At 63.5% G+C, this 21,115-nt stretch carries 15 protein-coding genes and 1 tRNA gene; 8 read left to right on the forward strand and 8 right to left on the reverse strand.

The window, feature by feature from the left end; all coding sequences use genetic code 11:
* The first annotated feature begins 173 nt into the window (after positions 1-173).
* Positions 174-2,060: a murein L,D-transpeptidase gene (locus tag EOA23_RS08965; RefSeq protein WP_127303665.1), complete on the forward strand. Its 1,887-nt coding sequence runs from the start codon at positions 174-176 to the stop codon at positions 2,058-2,060.
* A 61-nt stretch (positions 2,061-2,121) separates the two neighbouring features.
* Here the strand turns inward: EOA23_RS08965 and EOA23_RS08970 are convergent, their stop codons facing one another.
* The 3 genes from EOA23_RS08970 to EOA23_RS08980 form a co-directional block, all read right to left on the reverse strand.
* The gene (locus EOA23_RS08970; protein ID WP_127303666.1) at positions 2,122-2,604 is read right to left on the reverse strand and encodes a hypothetical protein; all 483 of its coding nucleotides are present in this window, start codon (positions 2,602-2,604) and stop codon (positions 2,122-2,124) included.
* A 103-nt stretch (positions 2,605-2,707) separates the two neighbouring features.
* The gene (locus EOA23_RS08975; protein WP_245474085.1) at positions 2,708-3,292 is read right to left on the reverse strand and encodes a hypothetical protein; all 585 of its coding nucleotides are present in this window, start codon (positions 3,290-3,292) and stop codon (positions 2,708-2,710) included.
* Positions 3,293-3,521: 229 nt separating this feature from the next.
* On the reverse strand, positions 3,522-3,779 hold the full coding sequence (locus EOA23_RS08980) for a PepSY domain-containing protein (RefSeq protein ID WP_126060940.1): 258 nt from the start codon (positions 3,777-3,779) through the stop codon (positions 3,522-3,524).
* Positions 3,780-4,188: 409 nt separating this feature from the next.
* Here EOA23_RS08980 and EOA23_RS08985 point away from each other — a divergent pair, with 409 nt between their 5' ends.
* Both EOA23_RS08985 and EOA23_RS08990 read left to right on the forward strand, forming a co-directional pair.
* Entirely contained in the window at positions 4,189-5,970 is a 1,782-nt protein-coding gene (locus tag EOA23_RS08985; RefSeq protein WP_126060941.1) for an adenylate/guanylate cyclase domain-containing protein, read from the forward strand.
* A 117-nt stretch (positions 5,971-6,087) separates the two neighbouring features.
* Positions 6,088-10,314 (forward strand): cytochrome P450, encoded by a 4,227-nt coding sequence (locus EOA23_RS08990; protein ID WP_127303667.1) that lies wholly within the window; start codon positions 6,088-6,090, stop codon positions 10,312-10,314.
* Positions 10,315-10,363: 49 nt separating this feature from the next.
* On the opposite strand, the gene EOA23_RS08995 is transcribed toward EOA23_RS08990, so the two are convergent.
* A complete protein-coding gene (locus EOA23_RS08995) occupies positions 10,364-11,047 on the reverse strand; it encodes a Crp/Fnr family transcriptional regulator (RefSeq protein WP_126064666.1) in 684 nt (227 codons plus the stop codon).
* A 591-nt stretch (positions 11,048-11,638) separates the two neighbouring features.
* On the opposite strand from EOA23_RS08995, the gene EOA23_RS09000 reads away from it, so the two are divergent.
* Complete coding sequence (locus EOA23_RS09000) at positions 11,639-15,316, forward strand: S8 family serine peptidase (RefSeq protein WP_127303668.1); 3,678 nt, start codon at positions 11,639-11,641, stop codon at positions 15,314-15,316.
* A complete protein-coding gene (locus EOA23_RS09005) occupies positions 15,309-16,835 on the forward strand; it encodes an MBL fold metallo-hydrolase (RefSeq protein ID WP_189341554.1) in 1,527 nt (508 codons plus the stop codon). Before EOA23_RS09000 ends, EOA23_RS09005 begins: the two co-directional genes overlap by 8 nt.
* 63 nt (positions 16,836-16,898) lie before the next feature.
* Here EOA23_RS09005 and EOA23_RS09010 read toward each other — a convergent pair whose 3' ends face one another.
* Together EOA23_RS09010 and EOA23_RS09015 are read right to left on the reverse strand one after the other, a co-directional pair.
* On the reverse strand, positions 16,899-18,029 hold the full coding sequence (locus EOA23_RS09010; protein WP_127303670.1) for a C-type lectin domain-containing protein: 1,131 nt from the start codon (positions 18,027-18,029) through the stop codon (positions 16,899-16,901).
* Positions 18,030-18,100: 71 nt separating this feature from the next.
* Entirely contained in the window at positions 18,101-18,556 is a 456-nt protein-coding gene (locus tag EOA23_RS09015; RefSeq protein WP_210212476.1) for a rhamnan synthesis F family protein, read from the reverse strand.
* 87 nt (positions 18,557-18,643) lie between these two features.
* On the opposite strand from EOA23_RS09015, the gene EOA23_RS35635 reads away from it, so the two are divergent.
* Positions 18,644-18,814 (forward strand): hypothetical protein, encoded by a 171-nt coding sequence (locus tag EOA23_RS35635; protein WP_181179958.1) that lies wholly within the window; start codon positions 18,644-18,646, stop codon positions 18,812-18,814.
* 80 nt (positions 18,815-18,894) lie between these two features.
* Here the strand turns inward: EOA23_RS35635 and EOA23_RS09020 are convergent.
* Both EOA23_RS09020 and EOA23_RS09025 read right to left on the reverse strand, forming a co-directional pair.
* A tRNA-Val gene (locus tag EOA23_RS09020) sits at positions 18,895-18,969 on the reverse strand.
* A 127-nt stretch (positions 18,970-19,096) separates the two neighbouring features.
* A complete protein-coding gene (locus tag EOA23_RS09025) occupies positions 19,097-19,777 on the reverse strand; it encodes a phosphoglycolate phosphatase (RefSeq protein ID WP_126060947.1) in 681 nt (226 codons plus the stop codon).
* Positions 19,778-19,936: 159 nt separating this feature from the next.
* Between EOA23_RS09025 and rpiA the strand changes: the two genes are divergently transcribed.
* Both rpiA and EOA23_RS09035 read left to right on the forward strand, forming a co-directional pair.
* Positions 19,937-20,668, forward strand: a complete 732-nt coding sequence (gene rpiA, locus EOA23_RS09030; RefSeq protein ID WP_126060948.1) for a ribose-5-phosphate isomerase RpiA — start codon at positions 19,937-19,939, stop codon at positions 20,666-20,668.
* Positions 20,655-21,115 (forward strand): DUF2059 domain-containing protein (locus EOA23_RS09035; RefSeq protein WP_127303672.1); only part of this gene is annotated, 461 nt, incomplete at its 3' end. The genes rpiA and EOA23_RS09035, both read left to right, overlap by 14 nt.

Raw genomic sequence — 21,115 nt, forward strand, 5'->3', positions numbered from 1 at the left:
GCTCCTGGTCTCACGATGATGTGAAACTGTTCTGCAACACGGCTTCGAAAATTTATGGAAGCTTAACGAAATCGGTATGAATCGGTATAGTCACGTCATAGATCCGCCATGCGGAGGGCGGGACCGTCCAGCGGCGCGGAACGGGAACCGGCCACAACCGGTGCGGGTGCAGCATGAAAATCCTCGGGAACAAAAAAAAGGCCGTCCTGCCGATCGCGATCGCGGCAACGATAGCTCTTGGGCAGCAGCCGGCCAGCGCGCAAGGGCTGTTCGACATGTTGTTCGGCGGCGGCATCCGGCACAACCCGCAAGGCGAATTTCCACCGCCGCCAAAGCCACGCAAGATAGGTCCGGCAACGCCGGGGGCGGGTGGCGGCGGCGCCCGAATCAGCAGCCCGACCTACAACACTTACAGGGCCGACAAGCTCGTGCGCGTCGACTTCAAGTCGCTGATGCCTGCGACGCCATCCGCAACGGCGCAGGATGCCGCCTTCGTGCCATCAGTGACGAGCACCGCGTTCCGCGATGCCGTTGCCGGCCTGAGCGACTACGAGCTGTTCGCCGAGCCCGACATCGCCAAGGCGCTGATCGCCTACTACTCGGCCAATCCGGATTTCATCTGGGTGAGCGACAACGCCCCCAACAGCAGGGCGCAGGATGCGGTGCGCGTGCTTGGCGAGGCGGCGAGCTACGGTTTGACGCCGGCCGACTACTCCGTCGACATTCCGGCGGCCGCGACTTCCGCCACGCCGGAAGAGCGGACCAGGGAACTGGTTCGGTTCGAGATGGCACTCTCGGCGCGCGTGCTGCGCTATGCCCATGATGCCCAGAGCGGCCGCGTCGATCCCAACCGGATGACCGGCTATTATGATTTCCCGGCTAAGCCGTTCGATCTGGAAGGTGCGCTGAAGACGCTGGCGCATACCCAGGAGGTCCGCACCTATCTGGAGTCGCGGCATCCACAGAATCCGGAATACCAGGCGCTGCGCGTAGAACTGGAAGCGCTCGAGGCCAGCGAGGAAAACGAGATCGTCGTTGATCCCAAGCTGTTGCTCAAGCCGGGTGAGAGCAGCCCGGAGCTGCCCAAGTTGCTGACGCTGATTGCCCGCAATCTCGATGACGAGATGGGCGGCAACTATGGCGAGGTGCTCGCCCGCCTTGGCAAGAGCGAGGTTTACGACCCCGAGCTGGTGCCGGTGATCAAGGCGGTGCAGCAGCGGGAAGGCATGAAGGGCGATGGCGTCATCGGGCCGCGAACGGTGGCTTCGCTGGCCGGCGCTTCGAAGGCCGACAGGATCGAGAAGGTCAAGGTGGCGCTTGAGGAGCTGCGCTGGATGCCGTCCGATCTCGGCAGTCCGCGTGTCTTCATCAACCAGCCCGCCTTCACCGCCAGCTATATCGACAGTGGCGAGGAGAAGCTGAAGACCCGCGTCGTCATCGGCCGGGTCACCAACCAGACCGCCTTCTTCTACGACCAGATCAAGCAGGTCGACTTCCATCCCTATTGGGGCGTGCCGCAGTCGATTATCGTCAACGAGATGCTGCCGAGGCTGCGCAGCGATCCCGGCTATCTCGATCGCGCCGGCTATGAGGTGACGGATTCGCGCGGCAGGCAGATCCCGTCGTCAGAGGTGGACTGGGGCGCCTATGGCTCTAAAATCCCATTCAGCGTGCGTCAGCAGCCGAGCGAGGCCAATGCGCTGGGCGAATTGAAGATACTCTTCCCCAACAAGCACGCCATCTACATGCACGACACGCCGCAGAAGTCTTTCTTCGCGCGCGACATGCGCGCGCTCAGCCATGGCTGCGTCCGGCTGCAGGATCCGCGCGGCATGGCCGCCGCAGTGCTTGGAACCTCTGTCGACGACATTGCCGAGAAGCTGAAGCACGGCCATTCGACCGAGAATGTCACGCGCGTCATTCCGGTCTATGTCGCCTATTTCACCGCCTGGCCTGATATGTCCGGCAAGGTCGAGTATTTCGACGACGTCTATGACCGCGATTCCAAGCTGATGCAGGCGCTGGACGCGACCGAAGCGGTGCGCACGCCGTCAAGCTGAGCCTGTAACTTCAAGCGATTCCGGACGGAAGGCTACGGCGATGCCGCCCGGCCTGGCGGCTTCACACTTTTCCTGGAATTGCTTTGATGAGCGGCCGGCGAAAGCCGGCGTCGCGCCCGGCGATCAGCCAGTAGATCAGGCCGGCCACGAGGCCGGCGCCCGCTATGATGCCCATGTCGGCCCAGCGTTCCGGATCATCGGCGTCAGGCCATATCAATGTGAAACCGGCAGCCGCGGCGGCGGCGCCGAAGACCATGTGCAGCCAAAAGCTGCGCAGCGAAAAGAACTCCGCGATCAAGGCGAAGACCAGCGTCTGCATCCCCGTCAGTATGATCGTCAGGAAATAGACGAACATGCCGAGCGGCGGTACGACCAGCACGGCGACGGGGGTGAATTCCATAAGTCTGAAGTAGCCCGGCGCATTGGGCAGCGAGCTCAATATCGCGTAGATCACCACCACCGCGATCAACCCGGCAAGAACCGCGACCAGATAGCCGACGAGCACCATCAGGATGCGCTTCAGGACGTGGCCGATCATTGCCATGCACCCCCGTGCCCGCAATCAGTGAGGGGCAGTCAGCCACCAAAGTTGTGACGATGCAAGGGCGGCCCATCGCGCCGGACTCCATGGCGCGGCGCCGAGGTCCTCAGGCGCCACCGCACATATGCTGCGAGTCCGGCAGGGCCCATGCGCCTTTGGCGGCGAGGTCGACGCCGTAGTAAACCCTGCCGCGCAGATCGTCTTTCGGACAGTCACGTGGGATCGCGATGAGGCACATGACGACCGGATCGCCGACCTTGGAACTCGCCAGTCCAGGCTCGCGGTCATAGGAGACCGCCGTGCCGCCATTGGTGAACGTCGCTGCGCTGCCGGCATCCGGGCTGGGGGTTTCCAGCGGATCGTCGCCCAGCCTTGCCGTCAGCGTCTTGATGTGGGTGAAGCCGCAGTTTCCGATCGACGCGGGCAGGGGCCGGTCGGTCGGCTTCGGAGTTCTTGCCGCGAATTCGAGCGCCTTCTTGCCGATCAGCGCGATGTTGTAGTCCTGCACCCATGACGGCGCGCTGCCATCTGTCTGCAACGCATTGTTCTGGGCGCTGACGATGCAGGAAGCATCTGTCTTGCAGGCATTCCGGTCAGCGACCAACTCCCTGGCGATCTTGCGCTTGTCGCCGCCGAAGGCAGGTTCAAAACCGCCATAGGCCTTGGTGACCAAAGCGTCGATGGCTGACATTTGTGGGTCGGCGCAGATCGCCTTTTCGGTGGGCAACCGCGCCTTTCGGCAATCGAAGGACGGGCCGACCGCCCGCGCCAGGCCGGACATACCCACAATCGACGCGGTCACAATCAGGGCGCTCGCGCAGGTATGAAGCCGCATGCTCTCCTCGGGTGCTTGTTTCGACGATCGAGTCTTTGCCGAATGCAGGCCCCGCGGAATGGCAGAGGGGGCAAGCGATCGCGGCCTATTTGGGCTCGCCGGTCACCGGGTCGTAGGTGATTTGGACCTTGGCCTTGTCGGTGGTGTAGTAGGTGATGGTGTAGCCGTCGCTATCCCAATCGACCTCCTTCACATAGCGGAAGTCGGTGCGGTGCTCGACCTTGGCAATGATCTCCGACAGCTTCTTGGCATTTTGCGGCGGCAGTGGCTGGTCGTCCGCCGCAAGGGCCGATCCGCCGGCAAGGAAGGCCGCGATACCGGTTGCTAAAACAACAGTGCGCATGAGAGCCCTCAAATCGCGTAATTGGCCAAGTTTCATATGGGCCTGGGTGCCGTCAGAAACCAGCACGCGGGCCGGTTGGTTCCGTAGCGTGAATACAGCGGATTGTGAAGCGTCTGGCTCGACATGGCCGATCTTCGGCTGGCAGCAGCGAAATCCAACATTGCCTGAGGACAAAAGAGCGCGTGATTTCAATGGGTAACGGCACGATGCGGATGTGCCCTTCGATGGCGTTCGCCATATTAGCTGTTCTTGGTAGAGCTTTCGGCAAGACCCTGATAGAATTCTGGTCATAACAGGGTGGCAACTGCGCGCCGGACCTGCCGGGGATATCCATCGGCAGACGGCGACGCGTTTCTTTTGAGCGCAGGTCGCCTGTTCTGGACTGGAAGCGGGGACTGGGGGCTCGATCATGGCTGAACGGAATTACACCCGTCAGCTTGCGACAATCATTTCGATCGACGCCGTCGGATTCTCGAGGCTGATGGGCATCGACGACGAGCTCGCCGTTGCCGCGTTCGAGGAGAGGCGCGACATCATCGCCAGCAGTTGCGGCGCATTTGGCGGGCGCACATTCGGCGATGCCGGCGACAGCATCATGGCCGAATTCGGCAATCCGATCGAAGCCTTGCGGGCGGCCTTCGATTTCCAGGCGCGGATCGCAGCGCTGAATGCTGCGGTTGCCGAGAACATGCGCATGCCGTTCCGCGCAGGAATCAACACCGGCGATGTGATTGTCCGCGAGGGCCGTCTCTACGGCGACGACGTGAACATCGCAGCCCGGCTTCAGGAATTCGCGCCCCACGACGGCGTCGCCATCTCGGCGACGACCTGGCACCATGTGAAGGACAAGACAGCGGCGGTCTTTACCGATCTCGGCGAGTTCAGCCTGAAGAACATCGCCCTGCCGGTGCGGGTCCTGATCGCGGGCCGCGGCGGCAACGGGCCTGCCACGCCGGCCTCCTTCGCTTCTATTCCGGCCGCGCCCCGCCATTACAAACCCGTCCCCAAGGGGCCACCGGCAATCGCGGTGCTGCCGTTCCAGGGCAATGGGAGCGAACCGGACGTCGGCTATATGGCCGACGGCATCGCCGAGGACATCATCTACGGTCTTTCCAACACGCGCTGGCTTTCGGTCATCGCCAAGGGATCCAGCTTCCAGTTTCGCGACGATAGCCTGGGCACAAGGCTCATCGGCAATGCGCTTGGCGCGCGCTACATCGTCAGCGGCACGCTGGCGCGCCACGACAGGCATATCCGTCTCAACGCATCGCTCACAGATACCTCGAACGGGCGCCTGGTCTGGTCGCAACGCTTCGACCGCGATCTGGTCGACATCTTCAGGCTGCGCGATCAGGTCGGCAGCGAGATCGTTTCCATCCTCGACAAGGAGGTCGATCGCGCCGAACAGGCGCGTACGTTCCAGGTGCCGTGGGAGAGCCTTGAGACTTGGCAACTGGTCAGGCGCGGCCGCTGGCACATGAATAGGCGCACACGCCGCGACACCGACATCGCGCTCGACTTCTTCGACAGAGCCTACCGGGACGATCCGAACTCGAGCGCCGTGCTCAATGAACTGGCCTGGTGGTATTTCTGGCGGGCCTGGCTGCGTTTCGGCGACAGCGACGACCTGGAAAAGGTAGAGGAGCTTGCGCGCAAGGCGTTGCTGATGGACAGCCTCGACGCGCGCCCGCATGCCTATCTCGGCGCGGCCGACATCATGCGCGGCCTGCCGGCATTGGCGGCCGAGCACCTCGCCGAGGCGATCCACATCAATCCGAGCTTCGCCTTCGCCCGCTCGGCAATGGGCAGCGCGCGCCTTTTGCTTGGCGACGCGGCCGGCGCGATCCCGTTCTTTCTCGATACCGAGCGGTTGAGCCCGTTCGACCTCTATCGCTTCCACAATCTGGGTGAACTGGCCGCCGCTTATTGCTTCGTCGAGGACTGGCCGGCCGCGATCGCCACAGCCGAGCGCTCGCTCAACCTGTCGCCAAGTTATTTCTACGCCAGGTTCCTGAAGATAGGCGCCCTTATCAGAAGCGGCAGGCATGACGAGGCAGAGCGCGAGCTTGCGATTTTCATGACTCGGCATCCTGACTTTTCCGAGCAGAGGATACGCTGGATACCGTTCGTTGACGCGGCCAAGAACAATTTCCTGATCGCCAATTTCGATCGGGCCAAGTCAGTCGCATGATTGCCGGGCCGACAACAGATGACTGTGAACGAATTCACATACGCCGGACCGACGCAAACCTAGGCCAGACGGTGCCGGCATCGCATTGACGTGGACAGCCGGGGGGCTTGAACGCGCATGATCACACTGAAGTACTTCGACGCTGTCCGGGCCGCCCAGAAGAGCCAGCGCCCCGTCGCCGAAATGCCGCCGTTCGACATCTATCGACTGCGTTCCAAGGGCGGCATTGCGTCGCGCATCGCCGGCTTTCTTCTCGGCGATCCGCGCTGGCTGCTGGCGCTGCTGCGCCGCTTCTGGCCGAATCCCGGCTTCGGCAATTTCCTGCTCGTCACCAAGGGCGCGGATGTGCGCGACATATTGGAGCGCGGCGACGAGTTCGAGACGCCTTACGGGCCGGAAATGGCCGAGCTGGCGAGGGGCTCGAATTTCATTCTCGGCATGCAGGATGGCGCTGCATACCGGCAGATGAAATCGGCCGTGCTGAGCGCGTTCCCACCGGCGGAGGTCGAAGCAACCGTCAGGCCAATCGCCGAGCGCCATTCGCGCGAGATCATGACCCGCGCCAGCCCCGGCTTCGATGCCATTGCAGGCTTGATGAAGATCGTTCCGGTGCGCATCTGCCGCGATTATTTCGGCCTTCAGATCGACGATGAGACCGAATTCGCCGACTGGTCGATCGCGCTCAGCGCTCTGTTCTTTTCCGATCCGACGGCAAATCCCACCACGCGCCAGCTTGCCATGGTCGGGGGAGATCGCCTGATCAAAATTATCGACCGCTCGATCGCCGCGGTCCGGGAAAAGGCGGACAAGGATGACAGGCCGCTGGCCCGCTTGGTTGCGTTGATGGACCAGGGACGCCTGTCGCTGCCCGACATTCATTCCATCATGCTCGGCATGGTCGCCGGCTTCGTGCCGACCAATGTGCTCGCCGGCAGCAATTGCCTGGATGTGATCCTGTCGCGAACCGATGCACGGCAGGCCGTGGATGAGGCCCTCGGCGCCGGCGATACCGGCAAGCTCGACCGGGCGATCATGGAAGCCATGCGCTTCAAGCCGATCTGGATCGGACCCTGGCGCTACACCAGGCGTGACGCGGTCATCGGCAAGGGCACCCGTCGCGAGCGCGTGGTCAAAGCCGGAACGGTCGTCATGCCGGCGACACTCTCGGCGATGTTCGACCCGGAGATCGTACAGCGGCCGAACGCGTTCGATACGTCGCGCCCGCATCGCGACTACATGGTGTTCGGTTACGGGATCCATTTGTGCATCGGCGCCGAAATCGCCCGCATTCAGATCGGTGAATGCATCCGCGCCCTGTTCAGCAAACCGAAGCTGACCCGCGCGCGGGGCAGGGCCGGCAAGATGGTCAATGTCGGCGCCTACCCGGCAAGCCTCAAGGTCGATTTCGAGCGCTCGCCGCTTTGCCGGACAGCCGAGCAGTCGATGGTGACCGTGGTCTGCCCGATCACCCGACCGATGCCGCTCGATGCGGTGCGCGACAAGGTCGCGGATCTCGGCAATCCGGCGATCGGCGAGGTCAGCGCCGCGCTCGACAAGGTCGGCACCATCCATTTCACCAGCCTGGCCGTCGCTCCTACCGGCAAAGACGAAAAATCGGGGGTCGAGACCGGCGCGCTGGTGCTGGAAATCTCCGGCGACGGCAGCACCGACGATGTCATTGCCGCCATGGCGCACGCGATCGGTCACCGGCTGCGGCCGATCTTCAGGGATGTCTGCGGCCTCCCGGACGGCGGTTCGCTGGAAGACTTCCTGAAGAGGAAGCACATCGAGATATCGCCGTCTTTCGGCAGCGCCGCCGGGCTGGTTTTCTCCGGCACGCCGGGACATTCCGTGCGGCGGATCCTGGCCGAGGCCAAGCTCGCCGACAGCGTGCGTGAGATCGTCGAAAAGCCGCGCGCGGGCGCCGGCAATGCGATGGATGTGCTTGCCGAGGCGCGCCACCATGTCCGGTGCCTCGGGCAATTCGGCTGGGCATTCGAGCCCGCCGAAAGCCTGCTGGAAAGACCGCCCGGCCACTGGTCGCGGGCGCTGACGACGACGCTGCTGACGCCGGCGATGTTCGCCACCGTCGCGATCGTCATTCTGGCCTTCTGGCGCATGACTTATGTGCTCGTTTTCGGAAACCCGCATGGGATCACCTTCACCAACGTCGCGATTGCGGGCACCTCGCTTCTGCTTTCAGTCCTCGGTCTGCTGACCATTCTCGCCCTGTTCGTCGGGCTTTGCTTCCTGGCGTTGCGGCGGCTCGAGGACAAGGACCAGCCGGCGAGTACCCCTGTCGAGATCGGCGCGCTCGAAAAGATCCTCGCCCATGAGGACCACACTGCGCAGAATAATCTGACGGCGATCTCGACGATGAAGGCGGGCATCTTGCGGCGGCTGGCGCTGCGGCTCTCCTTCTACCTTATCTCGATATCGGCGCAGAAGGTGTTCAGGCCAGGCTTCCTCGCTACCATCAACACCATTCATTTCGCCCGCTGGGTGCTGTTGCCCGGCACCAACAGGCTGATGTTCTTCTCCAATTACGGAGGCAGTTGGGAAAGCTATCTCGAGGACTTCATCGCCAAGGCCTCGGCCGGCTTGACCGGTGTGTGGAGCAACACCGACGGCTATCCGCGCACGCGCTGGCTGTTCCTGGACGGCGCGCGCGACGGCGATCGCTTCAAGCGCTGGGCGCGGCGCCAACAGGTGCCGACGCTGTTCTGGTACACCGCCTATCCGCACCTCAACACCACGCGTATCCGCATCAACTCCAGGATCAGGCGCGGCATCGCCTCGGCTACCGGCAACGAGGCGCGCGACTGGCTGAGCCTTTTCGGTTCCCTGCCGCGTCCGCAAGCGCTGCCGGCTGACGCGAGGAGCCTGGCGGAGCCTCCGTCCTCGCCCCTCGAAGCGCTGGAATCCGGCGAAATCCAGTCGATCTTCTTCGGGCCGTTCGGCGCGCTCGGCGACGCGCATATGCTTGCGATCCAGGTGCCGGACGGCCTGCCGGCGGCGAAGCGCAAGGCGTGGCTCGACTTCGTCATCGGCAAAACCAGCTTCGGCGACGGGGTGCCCGCGGGCCGCGCCATGACGGTGGCGTTCGGCCCCAACGGACTGCGCCGGCTTGGGCTCGAAGGCGGCGTCGACGACGAACCGCTGGACACGTTCCCGGTCGCCTTCCGGGAAGGCATGGGCACGCCCGAGCGCAGCCGCATCCTCAACGACACCGGCCCCGACGCGCCCGACAAATGGCAGTGGGGGTCATCCGCCAAGCCCGTCGATGCCCTCATCGTCTGCTATGCCGAGACACCGGCCTCGCTGAAGGCCGAGATCACGGCCATGAAGCGACAGACGGCAAGCGCCGGGATGTCGGTGACCGCCGAACTGCCGCTGAAGGTGAAGCGCGAAGGCAAGCGGGCGGTCGAGCATTTCGGCTTCGTCGACGGCATCTCGCAACCGATCGTTCGGGGTACGGCGCGCGCCGCCAAGGGAGCCGCGCCCATGCATCTGCTCGCACCGGGCGAGTTCCTGTTCGGTTATCGCGACGAGCATGGCTTCTACCCGTCGTCGCCGTCGGTCGAGGCGGCGCTGGACCGCGCCGGCATCCTGTCGCAGGTGCGGCGCAACCGCCAGATACCTGGGCAACCGCCTCCGCCGCGCGATTTCGGCCGCAACGGCACGTTCCTCGTCGTGCGCCAGTTCGAGCAGCATGTCGAATTGTTCGACGATTATTGCAGGCGGGCCGCCCTGCAGGCCGCAGATGAGAGCGGCGATCCCGCCATCGATCAACGCTGGGTGGCCGCGAAGATGCTCGGCCGCTGGCAGGACGGCAGCTCGCTCGTGCGCAATCCGAACGGGCGGCCGGGCCGCGGCGTCGACAATGATTTCGCGCTCGGCGCCGAGGATCCGCAGGGGCACGCCTGTCCACTCGGCTCCCATATACGCCGTTCCAACCCGCGCGATTCGCTCGGCGAGGACCGCGAGACGCAGATCAGGATCGGCAAGCGCCATCGCATCCTGCGCGTCGGCCGCACCTATGAGAAAAAGGACAAGGGCGGAAAGACGGAGAAGGGACTGCTCTTCATGTGTCTCAACGCCGATATCGAGCGCCAATACGAGTTCATCCAGCAGACCTGGGTCTCGTCGAGCTCGTTCCAGGGTCTTGTCGGGGAGACGGATCCGACGATCGGGGCAAGGGGCGGCGGCGGCCGGTTCTCGATCCCGTCCTGGGAAAAGGTCACCGTGCTCAAGGATGTGCCGAAGTTCGTCACCACGAAAGGCGGCGGCTATTTCTTCATGCCGAGCCGCTCGGCGCTGCGCTACATGATCTCGCGGTTGTGATCAGGGGCGCTTAGGCTGTCTGCTGCTTGGGCGAAGTCGCCGAGCCTGCTCAGTCGTCGTCCTGCGATTCGGCGATGTGGTTTAGCGCGGCGGCGTTGATGATGCGCAGGCCGCCGCGCTTGATGGCGATCATCTGCCGGTTGCGCCAGTCGTTGAGCGTCTTGTTGACGGATTCGCGCGTCGCGCCGAGGAATTCGCCGAGCTCGGATTGCGAAATCGGAATCCAGCCGGCGGAGTCGGCCATGACCCCGCTCAGGAACACCAGCCGCTTCGCCAGCCGGGCCTCGATGCCGAAGAAGGCCTGGTCGCCCAACTCGCCGCTGACCCAGCGCAGCCGCGTGCACAGCAATTCGATCATCGCTCTCGCGAGAGACGGGTTTTTCTCAATGCGGTCAAAGAGTTGTGTCCGGCTCAGCGAAACCAGCTCGCATGCCGTGAGACAGCTAGCGGTGGCCGTGCGCGGGCGTCCGTCCAGTGCCCCGATCTCGCCGACGAGGCTGCGCGACAGCTCGATATTGGCCACCAGCTTCTGTCCGCCCGGCGAATAGATCGAGATCTCGACCGTGCCGCTTATCACACCATAGATGCGATCGGAGGCATCCTCCTGGACGAACAAATGCTGGCCGGCGGCGTAGCGCTCCAGCTTGCAGCCGCCGAACAGCAGGTCGAAGTGGCGCGGATCGATGCGCGCCAGGCGCGGCAGGTTGCTGTCGTCCGCGCCGTTTGTAGCCATGATACGATTCCGCCTCTGGTTAGACGGAAATTGTAGGATAAGTGCGTGCTCGATCAAAGCGTCGTCTCCTTCTATAGTGGCTGGACGAACTCGGCAGGTGGCGGACAGAGTCTCAATGTCACGCCCGACACGCCGAAAACGGACAAGCCGGCAAACTGTAAGGAGACCGGGCGCACTGGCGGTTGCGGGCCGATCCTTGGACGCCGTCCGCGCGCTTGGGGGGAGGTGCCCATGCGCGCAGACAGCAAACCTGAAAATGGCTAGGTGATCGAAATTTCTCCTCGAGAGCCGCATATTCGGCAGCAGCTTCGGACGCCGTAAATCAGCTCGGGCCATCGATGCCGCCGCTACAGCATCTGAGCGCAAGCGCTTTGTGACGTATGTGAAGGTGCTCACAGATATGCGCGTCGGGCGGACTGATGATTATTTTAGAATTTGTAGTTCACGCCTCGATCATCTTTGCTGTCAATCTTTGCCGTGCAGCCGGCATGATTGCCTAGTCGGCAAAGAGATCAGTCGAAGCGCGCCTGGAACCTTGGCTTGACTGCAGCGGACGGTCGGCGCCAAGGTTCATCTTGGGGGAGGGACGCCGTGGCAAGCGCGAAGGGACTCCTTGTAAAGGTTCGCGGCGACGGCGCGGGGCTATCGGTGCGAGGCGGGCCGCCGCGGATTGGCGGGATCGAAGCCGAGCCGATCCTTGCTCTCCCGCCTGGCGCCGCAGCCGCCGGTACGGCCGCGGCCGCGGATCGCGGCGCCACCTGGTTGCGGTTGGCCACGGACGCGGCTGACACCGACAATCCCTGGGACCACGCCCACGATCTTGTCGCCCGGAACCCGGCGCTGGCCGCCGCGGGCGGTGAGGTGCTCGCGGTCGAGCCCGATATCATGCAGCAATGGGATTACCGGAACGGCGCCGGCGAGCGCGGCATGGCGGCGAGCGCGGCTCCGACATGCACTTTCGACGATCAGGATCCGAGCGGTGGACAAGCGACGGTGTCAGGCCGGGTCGCCTGGAATGCCGCGCCGGACTTTAGCCAGTTCAAGGCCGCGCGCGAAAGCGTCGGCGCCAGGCAGGCCAACATCACCATCGCCCATCTCGATACCGGTTTCGATCCCGGTCACGAGACCCTTCCAGCCGGACTTCTTACAGCGCAGCAGCGCAATTTCGTCGACGACGGGACCGGCCCGAACAACGCGACCGATCACGCTCCGGCCGGCACGCTGACCAGCAATCGCGGCCATGGAACCGGCACGCTCAGCCTGTTAGCCGGCAACAAGCTCGACGGAACGTCGCCGCACTGGCCGGGCTTCACAGATTTCGTCGGCGGCGCGCCGCTCGCGAAAATCCTGCCGGTGCGCATCGCCGACTGGGTGGTGCGGCTGACCACCGGCACCATGGTGCAAGGCATCGACTACGCGCGCCAGCAAGGCGCGCAGGTGTTGTCGATGAGCATGGGCGGCCTCGCCTCGCAGGCCCTGGTCGACGCCGTCAACCTTGCCTACGACCACGGCGTGGTGATGGTCACCGCGGCCGGCAACAATTTCACCATCACGCCCAGCAGTATCGTCTATCCCGCGCGCTACAACCGGGTGCTTGCGGCCTGCGGCGTGATGGGCGACGGGCGCGCCTATGCCGGGCTCGCCCTCGGCACCATGCAGGGCAACTACGGGCCGCCCTCGAAGATGGATACGGCGCTTGGCGCCTACACACCGAACGTGCCCTGGGCCGAGATCGATTGCCGCAAGGTGGTCGACATGGACGGCAGCGGCACCTCGGCCGCGACGCCGCAGGTCGCCGCTGCGGCCGCTCTGTGGCTGGCCGAGCATTGGGACGTGGTGAAGAACTATCCCCAGCCGTGGATGCGGATCGAGGCGGTGCGCAAGGCACTGTTCGCCAAGGCCTTGAAATCGACGGCCAAGATGAACGCGGCTGAGACGAAGCAGAAGATCGGGCAGGGCGTCTTGCGGGCCTTCGATGCGCTGGGCTTCCCGCCGCCGGCGGCGAACAGCCTGACGAAACTTGCTCCCGCCACCTACACATGGAGCTGGCTCGACCTTCTGACCGGTGGAAGCTCGTTGGCGGCGCCCACGCCAGCGACGCTCCGGCAGCGGATGATGTTTGCGCTTGAATTGACGCAGATGGCGCAAGGCAGCGCGGCAATCGAACAGGCGATCGCCGACCCGGATGGCGATCCGGGCAATATCTCGGCCGCGGCACGCAACCGCTATCTCGAAGCCGCCCTCGACCAGGGCAATCCGTCAAAGCCGCTGAAGGCCTTCCTGGAAGGTTTGCTCGGCCGTCCGGGCGCCAGCGCGGCGGTTCCGGCGCCGGTCATGGGCCCGGCGCCGGCCATCAGGCGCAAGCCGCGGCCGCTGCCGCCGCCGCAACGGCGCCTGCGCATCTACGCGCTCGATCCATCGGTCGCAAAGCGGCTGGATTCGGTTTCGGTCTACCAGTCGACGCTTTCGGTGCCTTGGGACGACGAGCCGGCGACCGACAGGCCGCTGCTGCCCGGTCCGATCGGCGAATATCTCGAAGTGGTCGATGTCGACCCGGCGTCCGACCGCGTCTACGACCCCATCGACCTCAACGACAAAGTGCTTCTGGCGCAGGACGGGCTGCCGCCTTCGGAAGGCAACCCGAGATTCCACCAGCAGATGGTCTACGCCGTCGCCATGACCACGATCGGCCATTTCGAGCGTGCGCTTGGCCGGCGGGCGTTGTGGGCGCCGCACTATGCCGAGGCTCCCGGCCGGACCGGCGACATGACAGTGAAGGCGCACTACGTGCCGCGCCTGCGCATCTATCCGCACGCGCTGCGGGCCGAGAATGCCTATTACAGCCCGGAAAAGAAGGCGCTGCTGTTCGGCTATTTCCCGGCGACCAGCAATGAAGGCGACGTCACGACGCCCGGAACGACGGTGTTCTCGTGCCTGTCCAGCGACATCGTCGCACATGAGATGTCGCACGCCTTGCTCGACGGGCTGCATCGCCGCTTCCAGGAAGCGTCAAACCCGGATGTGCCGGCCTTCCACGAGGCCTTCGCCGATATCGTCGCGCTGTTCCAGCATTTCACGATGAAGGAACTGGTCAGCTTCGAGATCGGCAAGGCGAGGGGCGAGTTGTCGGCCGCCTCGCTGCTCTCCGGCATCGCCAAGCAGTTCGGCGAAGGCAGCGGCCGGGCCGGGCCGCTGCGCGAATATGGCGGCGCCGGCATGGCCGATCTCGATTACGACAAGACCTTCGAGGCGCATGACCGCGGCTCTATCCTGGTCTTCGCCGTCTACCAGGCCTTCCTGGCGATCGCCGATCGGCGGACCGACGACCTGATCCAGCTCGCCACGGGCGGCTCCGGCATACTGCCGGCGGGAACCTTGCATCCAAGCCTTGTCGAGCGCCTGACCGACGAGGTCGCCAAGACCGCGAAGCAGATGCTGACCATGTGCATCCGCGCGCTCGACTATTGCCCGTCCGTCGACATCACCTTCGGCGAATACCTGCGCGCGCTGATCACCGCCGACCGCGACGCCTACCCGGGCGATCCGCTGCACTACCGGCTGGCCTTCCTGGAATCGTTCCGCAAATGGAAGCTTCTGCCGCGCGACGTGCGCACCATCTCGGAAGACACGCTCGCCTGGAGCGCGCCGGAGAATCCGTCGCCTGGCTGGCTGAAAGGCCTGCTCAGCAGGATCGACCTCGGCTGGAACCAGAAATTGAAGCGGGCCGAGATCTTCGCGCTCAACGACAAGAACCGCTACGCGCTGTGGAAGGCCATGCACAAGGCCTTTGCCTCCAATCCGGACCTCTACAAGCAGTTCGGCCTGCTGCCCGATCTGCCCCGCTACAATGAGGACGGCACGGTCATGCACGCGCCGAAGAAGGGCGAGACGACCTTCGATGTCTATGGTGTGCGCCCGACGCGCCGCGTCGAGCCGGACGGCTCGTTCCGCGTCGAGGTCGTGGTTGTCATCCAGCAGCGCATTCCGGTCGCGCTCGACGGCACGGCGATGCCGCAAGGCATGGCCAAGGGCGACGGCTTCTTCTGGTTCCGCGGCGGCGCGACGATCATCATCGACCCGCGCGAGGGTTTCGAGGAGATCCGCTACTCGATCATCAAGAACACCGGCAGCGCGGACCGCCAGAAGCGCCAGGCAGGCACCATGGCCGCCAACTATCTGTCGCCGCTCAGAGCGCTCTATTTCGGCGGCGAGGTGTCGGAGCCGTTTGCCTTGCTGCATGCCAGCGATGGAGACGACGACCATGTCTAGAAGGCCAGCGACGCGGACAAGGCCAGCGAGAACGGCTGCCGCAGCGGCACAACAGGCCGCGGGCGTCACCGTACGGCATTACTGTCAGGGCATCGGCGATTGCCATCTGCTTACCTTCAAGAAGGCGGACGGCACGCCGTTCCGCATGCTCATCGATTGCGGCATCCATGTCTCGATCGCAGGCGGTCCGGCGCTGGTCGGCGACATTGTCGCCGACATCAGGAAAGAGACCGGCGGCAAGATCGACATTCTCGTCGTCACGCACGAGCACTGGGACCATGTCTCGGGCTTCCTGACGGCGAAGGACCTTTTCAAGGATTTCGTCGTCGCCGATGTCTGGATGGCGTGGACCGAGAATCCCGCCGACGCCGAGGCCACGGAACTGGACAAGTTCAAGGGCCAGGCGATCACCGCGCTGCAGGGCGTGGGCCAGAAGCTCGATGGAATGCAGGGGCTCAGTTCCTACATGGCCGGCGTTCGCGACGGCCTGCAGTCCGTGCTCGGCTTCCAGTTCGGCGCCGCCGGCGAGCGTGTGCGCTCGGCCCGCGACGCGGCGGCAAAGCTGTCGCAAAAACCGTCGCCGACCTATTTCGAGCCGGGTGGACCGCCGGTGTCGATCGACGGGCTGCCCAACCTTCGTGTCTATGTCTTAGGCCCACCGCGCGACAAGGCCGCGCTGCGTCTGGAAGAGAAGGCGAGCGAGATGTTCCCGCTGGCCAGCGGCGGCCCGTTCGCGCGGGCGCTGGCCAGCGGCCTCAAGATGAACGAGGCGGCCGACGCCGATTATGTCGACGAGCTCAGTCCCTTCGAGCGCAATGTCGGCACGCCGCTTTCCGCGGCACTGAACGGCGACAAGGGCAGCGACCCGGCCGTCGATATCGGCGCCTATGTCCGCAAGCATTATTCCGGGCCGGTTTCGGCCGTGGCGGCCATGGAAGATCGCGATCAGTCCTGGCGACGCATCGACGCCGACTGGATGGGGATCGCCGCCGACCTTGCCCTGCAGCTCGATCGCGGCGTCAACAACACCAGCCTGGTGCTTGCCTTCGAGTTCATCGACTCGGCCCGGGTACTGCTGTTCCCGGGCGACGCCCAGATCGGCAACTGGCTGAGCTGGAAGGAGTTGAAATGGCCGGTGGGTCAAGGCACCGTCACATCGGCCGATCTTCTGGCGCGCACCGTCTATCTCAAGGTCGCCCATCACGGCAGCCAGAACGCCACGCCGCAGAAACAGGGTTTCGACCTGCTGACTAGCCCGGACCTTTCGGCTTTCATCCCGACCAACAAGGTCGACGCGGTGAAAGTGCATTGGGGCGAGATGCCCTATGACGGCATCCTGACCGCGCTCGAGACGAAGACCAAGGGGCGCGTCATCCGCGCCGATGATCCATGGCTGGCGGACAAGAACGGCAAACCGGCCTTTGCCGCGCCGTCCGGTTCGATCCAGGCGGTGCGCAGCGCACCGCGCGATGCGGCCCGAGGGCCGGGCGGACTGTGGGTCGAGGTGGACCTGGCCTGAGCCGAAACGATGTGACCGTGGGCGGATTTGCCAAGTACGGGCACGAAGCATCCAAGACTTTCCCTATACAATCCTATACAGTTCTTCCACGTAGCCTCTGCGAAGCCAGTAGGGACTTCTGTACATGCGATGAAAGTCAGGACTGGTGCTTAAGAGCTTCGAAACGTGAAGGTGTTTTTCGCCACCCGCTATTTTCTGCTCACCTTCGTGGTTGATGCTCAGGAAGAAGCCTGATGTGGTGCGCCTTATCTGCTCGACATATTCGTCAAAGATGCGACGATTGATTTCCGGAAATGAATCCTGGTTGGCCGTGATACGAAAAGCACCATCAGCCGCCTTCTCGCAATTCCAATTCGCTCTTATCGCGATCGTGTCCGGTCGCGGTTCTTCGCCTTCGAGGCAGACGGCCTCCTGGCCAAGTGTACCGATCAGAAAGTACCCCGACAGAATGTTTACGATCGGAAGATCGAAGATCGTAACATTCTTGCGGCCGAACAAGTTCAAGTAGTAAGCCGCTAACCCGAGTCCTCCTCCAAATTCGCAAATGCGGTCCTGGGGTGCAGCAAAATCCCGGATTCGGGTTGCGAGGTAAACCGCGTTGATGTGCCGGTAGTGCAGCAATCCACTTCCGACACTCAATCCTGCGACATGAACCGTGCCTTGAGGCGGAACGATTTTGATGCCGAGCTGTGCTTCTATGGCACGGACAAGGCCTTCCGGGTCGGATTGAATGTTGTTGCCCCACTTTCCCAAGGGGCCCTGTTCCGGGCTTTCAGCCGAAAGGACCCCCAGGGCTTCGCCCAGGCAAACCAATTTATCGAAGTAGCTGTAAGCTACGAACCGGTCATCGCGATCCCAGTACGTATAACCGTCTACGCCCGTTGTGATGCCACCGAACCATGTGTATTCCCGGCCGAAATCGACGAGGTAGCGCGATAGCTGCTCTGCATCCTCGGCGTGCAGGATCCCCAGCAGCTGACCGAAATGGTCACGTGTCAACGCGGACCAAAGATCGCCGTTCATGATTTGCCGAAGCGGGCTTTCTTGCGACATAGTGGCTTTGTAGGCGGCAATCAGGCGACGAGCGGTCGCCACCTTTCCCTGGTCCCATTCGGCGTCCTTCTTGTCGAACGGTAGGAGCGGCACCTCGCCATGGATCGGATGGACGAGTGTGTGTTGGAAAATGTCGGTCATGCATTCCCCTGCTGCTGGTTGATTCTGCCGTGGATATTAGGGCGCGATCCGCACTTGTGCAGGTTGCATCGTCATGGCCTGTTGCGGTTTTCTCCGTGAAGCAAGGCGACATTTCGTTTTCTGACGAACCGTCGGACGATTAACCGCGACGAGGCTGATTGGTGGTGCTCGTTTGACGGATGCCACTGCAGGATTGCTATCTTGAGCCATTTCAATCCGGCCACCTCGCAAGAAACAAAAAACAGACGTTCGATTGCATGCGCGTTTGTAAGAGATAGCTGACCGCTTTCCTCGGGAAAGTCGGTGGCCGCCAGATTGAGATCCAGGAGCGGCTTAAGTGCTTGGGGACGCGCCCAGAACATCGAACCGGATGGAAAGTCGATATTTTCAAGCGTTTCCAGTTCCACACGCATGCGTTTGGCAAGGGCGCCAACCAGCTCCTTGCAACCTGCCCAATGAATCCAGGGGCGAATGAACGGGAAATGCTGTGGCGCGATAATGCCAACATAGCTGAAGCGTCGCGCCACCGTGCCGATTGCGAAAAATCGAAAACCGCTCTATGGAGCGTGCGGCTGAAGAGGGCGGCCGCTCAACACATTGCACAAGGTCGCCCCATGCCCGACGAATTCTCGCGCATCATCGCCTTCCTTGCCGTGGTCATGGCCCTGCTGTTCGCCGGGCTGCATTTCCACCAGGGCCACATCATCGCCACGCTCTATTTCATGACCGGCGCCGTATTGGTGACGGCGGTGACGCGGATGAATGTGCGGAGAGGGCTTATTTGAGCCTTGGCGTGCTCAACGACGTAGGCAGCATTGCTTGAGAGCTTGTGGGTCAGATCATCCAACATATTCATTGAGTTGGATGGTGGGCGATGCAGGGATTGAACCTGCGACCCCACCCGTGTGAAGGGTGTGCTCTCCCGCTGAGCTAATCGCCCGCCTGTGGCCCGAAGGCCGAAGCGAGCCGCGATATAAGGTAGGCGGGCGCGGGAAGTCAAGGCGATGTCCCGAGGTATTCCGCGGTTTGATTTCCCTGATTTTCCGTCGGCGGGATTTGGCGCCGGCTCAGCGCGCCGCCGCGATCAGCCGTTCCGCCAGGTCCGGCGTCAGCGTGTCGAAATGCGAGATCACCAGCGTGGGCTCGAATTCGCGGACGTGGCGGTCGGTGTAGCCGAAATCGACCGCGACCACGGGAATTCCGGCTGCCTTGGCGGTGTCGATGTCGGTCTGCGAATCGCCGACCATCACGGCGCTGCTCGGATCGCCGCCGGCCAGCCGGATGGTCTCGGTGAGATGGCGCGGGTCGGGCTTGCGGAAGGCAAACGTATCCTGGCCGCAGATCGCGGCAAAATAGTCCGACATGCCAAGCGCGCCGATCAGCGTCGCGGAATTGGCTTCGTATTTGTTGGTGCAGACGGCCATAAGGTATCCGGCGGCCTGGAAACGGTCGAGCGCGGCAATGACGCCGGGGTAGGGGCGCGACTTGCCGGGAATGTTCAGCGTGTAATGGTCGAGGAAGAGCTTCAGCAGCCGGTCGTGCTCTTCGGCTATCAGCGCCTTGTTCTGCGCGGCATGCGCGCGTTCGATCATGACGCGGCCGCCATGGCCGACGAAGCGCCTGAAGCCGGCTTCGTCGACGGCGGCCAGATCACTCGCCGCCAGGCTGTGATTGAGGCTGTCCAGCAAGTCCGGCGCCGTGTCGACCAGCGTACCGTCGAGGTCGAAGACAATGATCGGGCGGGTCATGGGCGGTCCTGCGAAATTCTTATTGCTGCAGCCGATACAGGCTGGCCAGGGTTCAAGCAAGAAGCCTCGATCGGTCCACAGAGCCTTTGACGAGGGAGCCTTTGACGGGACAGGCAAAAATGCTAGGAGGCGCGCGAAACCGGCAAATCAGGGCTCCCCATGGATGCAAGGCAGTTGAAGGTCGAAGCCGCGCGGGCAGCGCTCGCCCATGTCGGCGACGGCATGCGGCTTGGCATCGGCACCGGCACCACGGCGGACGAGTTCGTGCGGCTGCTGGCCGAGAAGGTTGCGACCGGCCTCAAGATCATCGGTGTGCCGACTTCCGAGCGCACCGCGGCGCTCTGTCGCGAACTGGGCGTGCCGCTGTCCACGCTCGAGGACACACCGGAACTCGACCTTACCATCGACGGCGCCGACGAAATCGATCCGGACCTGACCTTGATCAAGGGCGGCGGCGGCGCGCTGCTGCGCGAGAAGATCGTCGCGGCCGCATCCGAGCGCATGATCGTGATCGCCGACAAGTCCAAGCTGGTCGGGACTCTCGGCCGCTTCCCGCTGCCGGTCGAGGTCAACCAATTCGGCCTGCGCGCCACCGAGATCGCGGTTCGCGCCGCCGCGGCAAGGCTCGGCCTTTCCGGCCCGGTTACATTGAGGATGACGGGAAGCCAGCCATTTGTTACAGACGGCGGCCACTTTATCCTCGATGCATCTTTTGGCCGCATTCCGGATACAAGAGCGCTTTCGAATGCTCTCTTCGCCATTCCAGGCGTTGTCGAGCACGGTCTATTCATCGGGCTGGCGTCAACGGCCATCATCGCCGGCGGCGACGGTATCGAAACCGTCCATGTCGCCCGAAAACCAGGGAGTTCTATCGACCATGATGTTGCATAAACGGGTTCGCCGCCTTTCGATGTTTCTGGCGGCCTCGGCCGTCCTCGCGCTCTCCTCGCCGGTGTTTGCGCAGGATGTCAGCGAGTCGCACCTGAAGGCCGCGCGCGCGGCCGTCGCTGCGATCCATGCCACGGACTCGTTCGACAACATTCTGCCGCAGGCGGCGGCCGCGCTGGAGTCGCAGCTCATCCAGAAGAACCCCGACATGCAGGAGCTGATCGGCAAGACCGTGACCGAGAAGGCGCTCGGCATGGCATCGCGTCGCGCCGACCTCGAAAAGGAAGCAGCGCTTGCCTATGCCAAGGTGTTTTCCGAGAAGGAGCTCAACGATATCGCCGCCTTCTACAGCTCCGATTCCGGAAAGAAGCTGCTGGACAGCGGCCCCGCGGTGACGCGTGATCTCGTAAAGGCGGCCGACATCTGGCAGAACGGCGTTGCCCGCGATCT

The organism is Mesorhizobium sp. M2A.F.Ca.ET.042.01.1.1 (assembly GCF_003997405.1).
Taxonomy (GTDB): Bacteria; Pseudomonadota; Alphaproteobacteria; order Rhizobiales; family Rhizobiaceae; genus Mesorhizobium.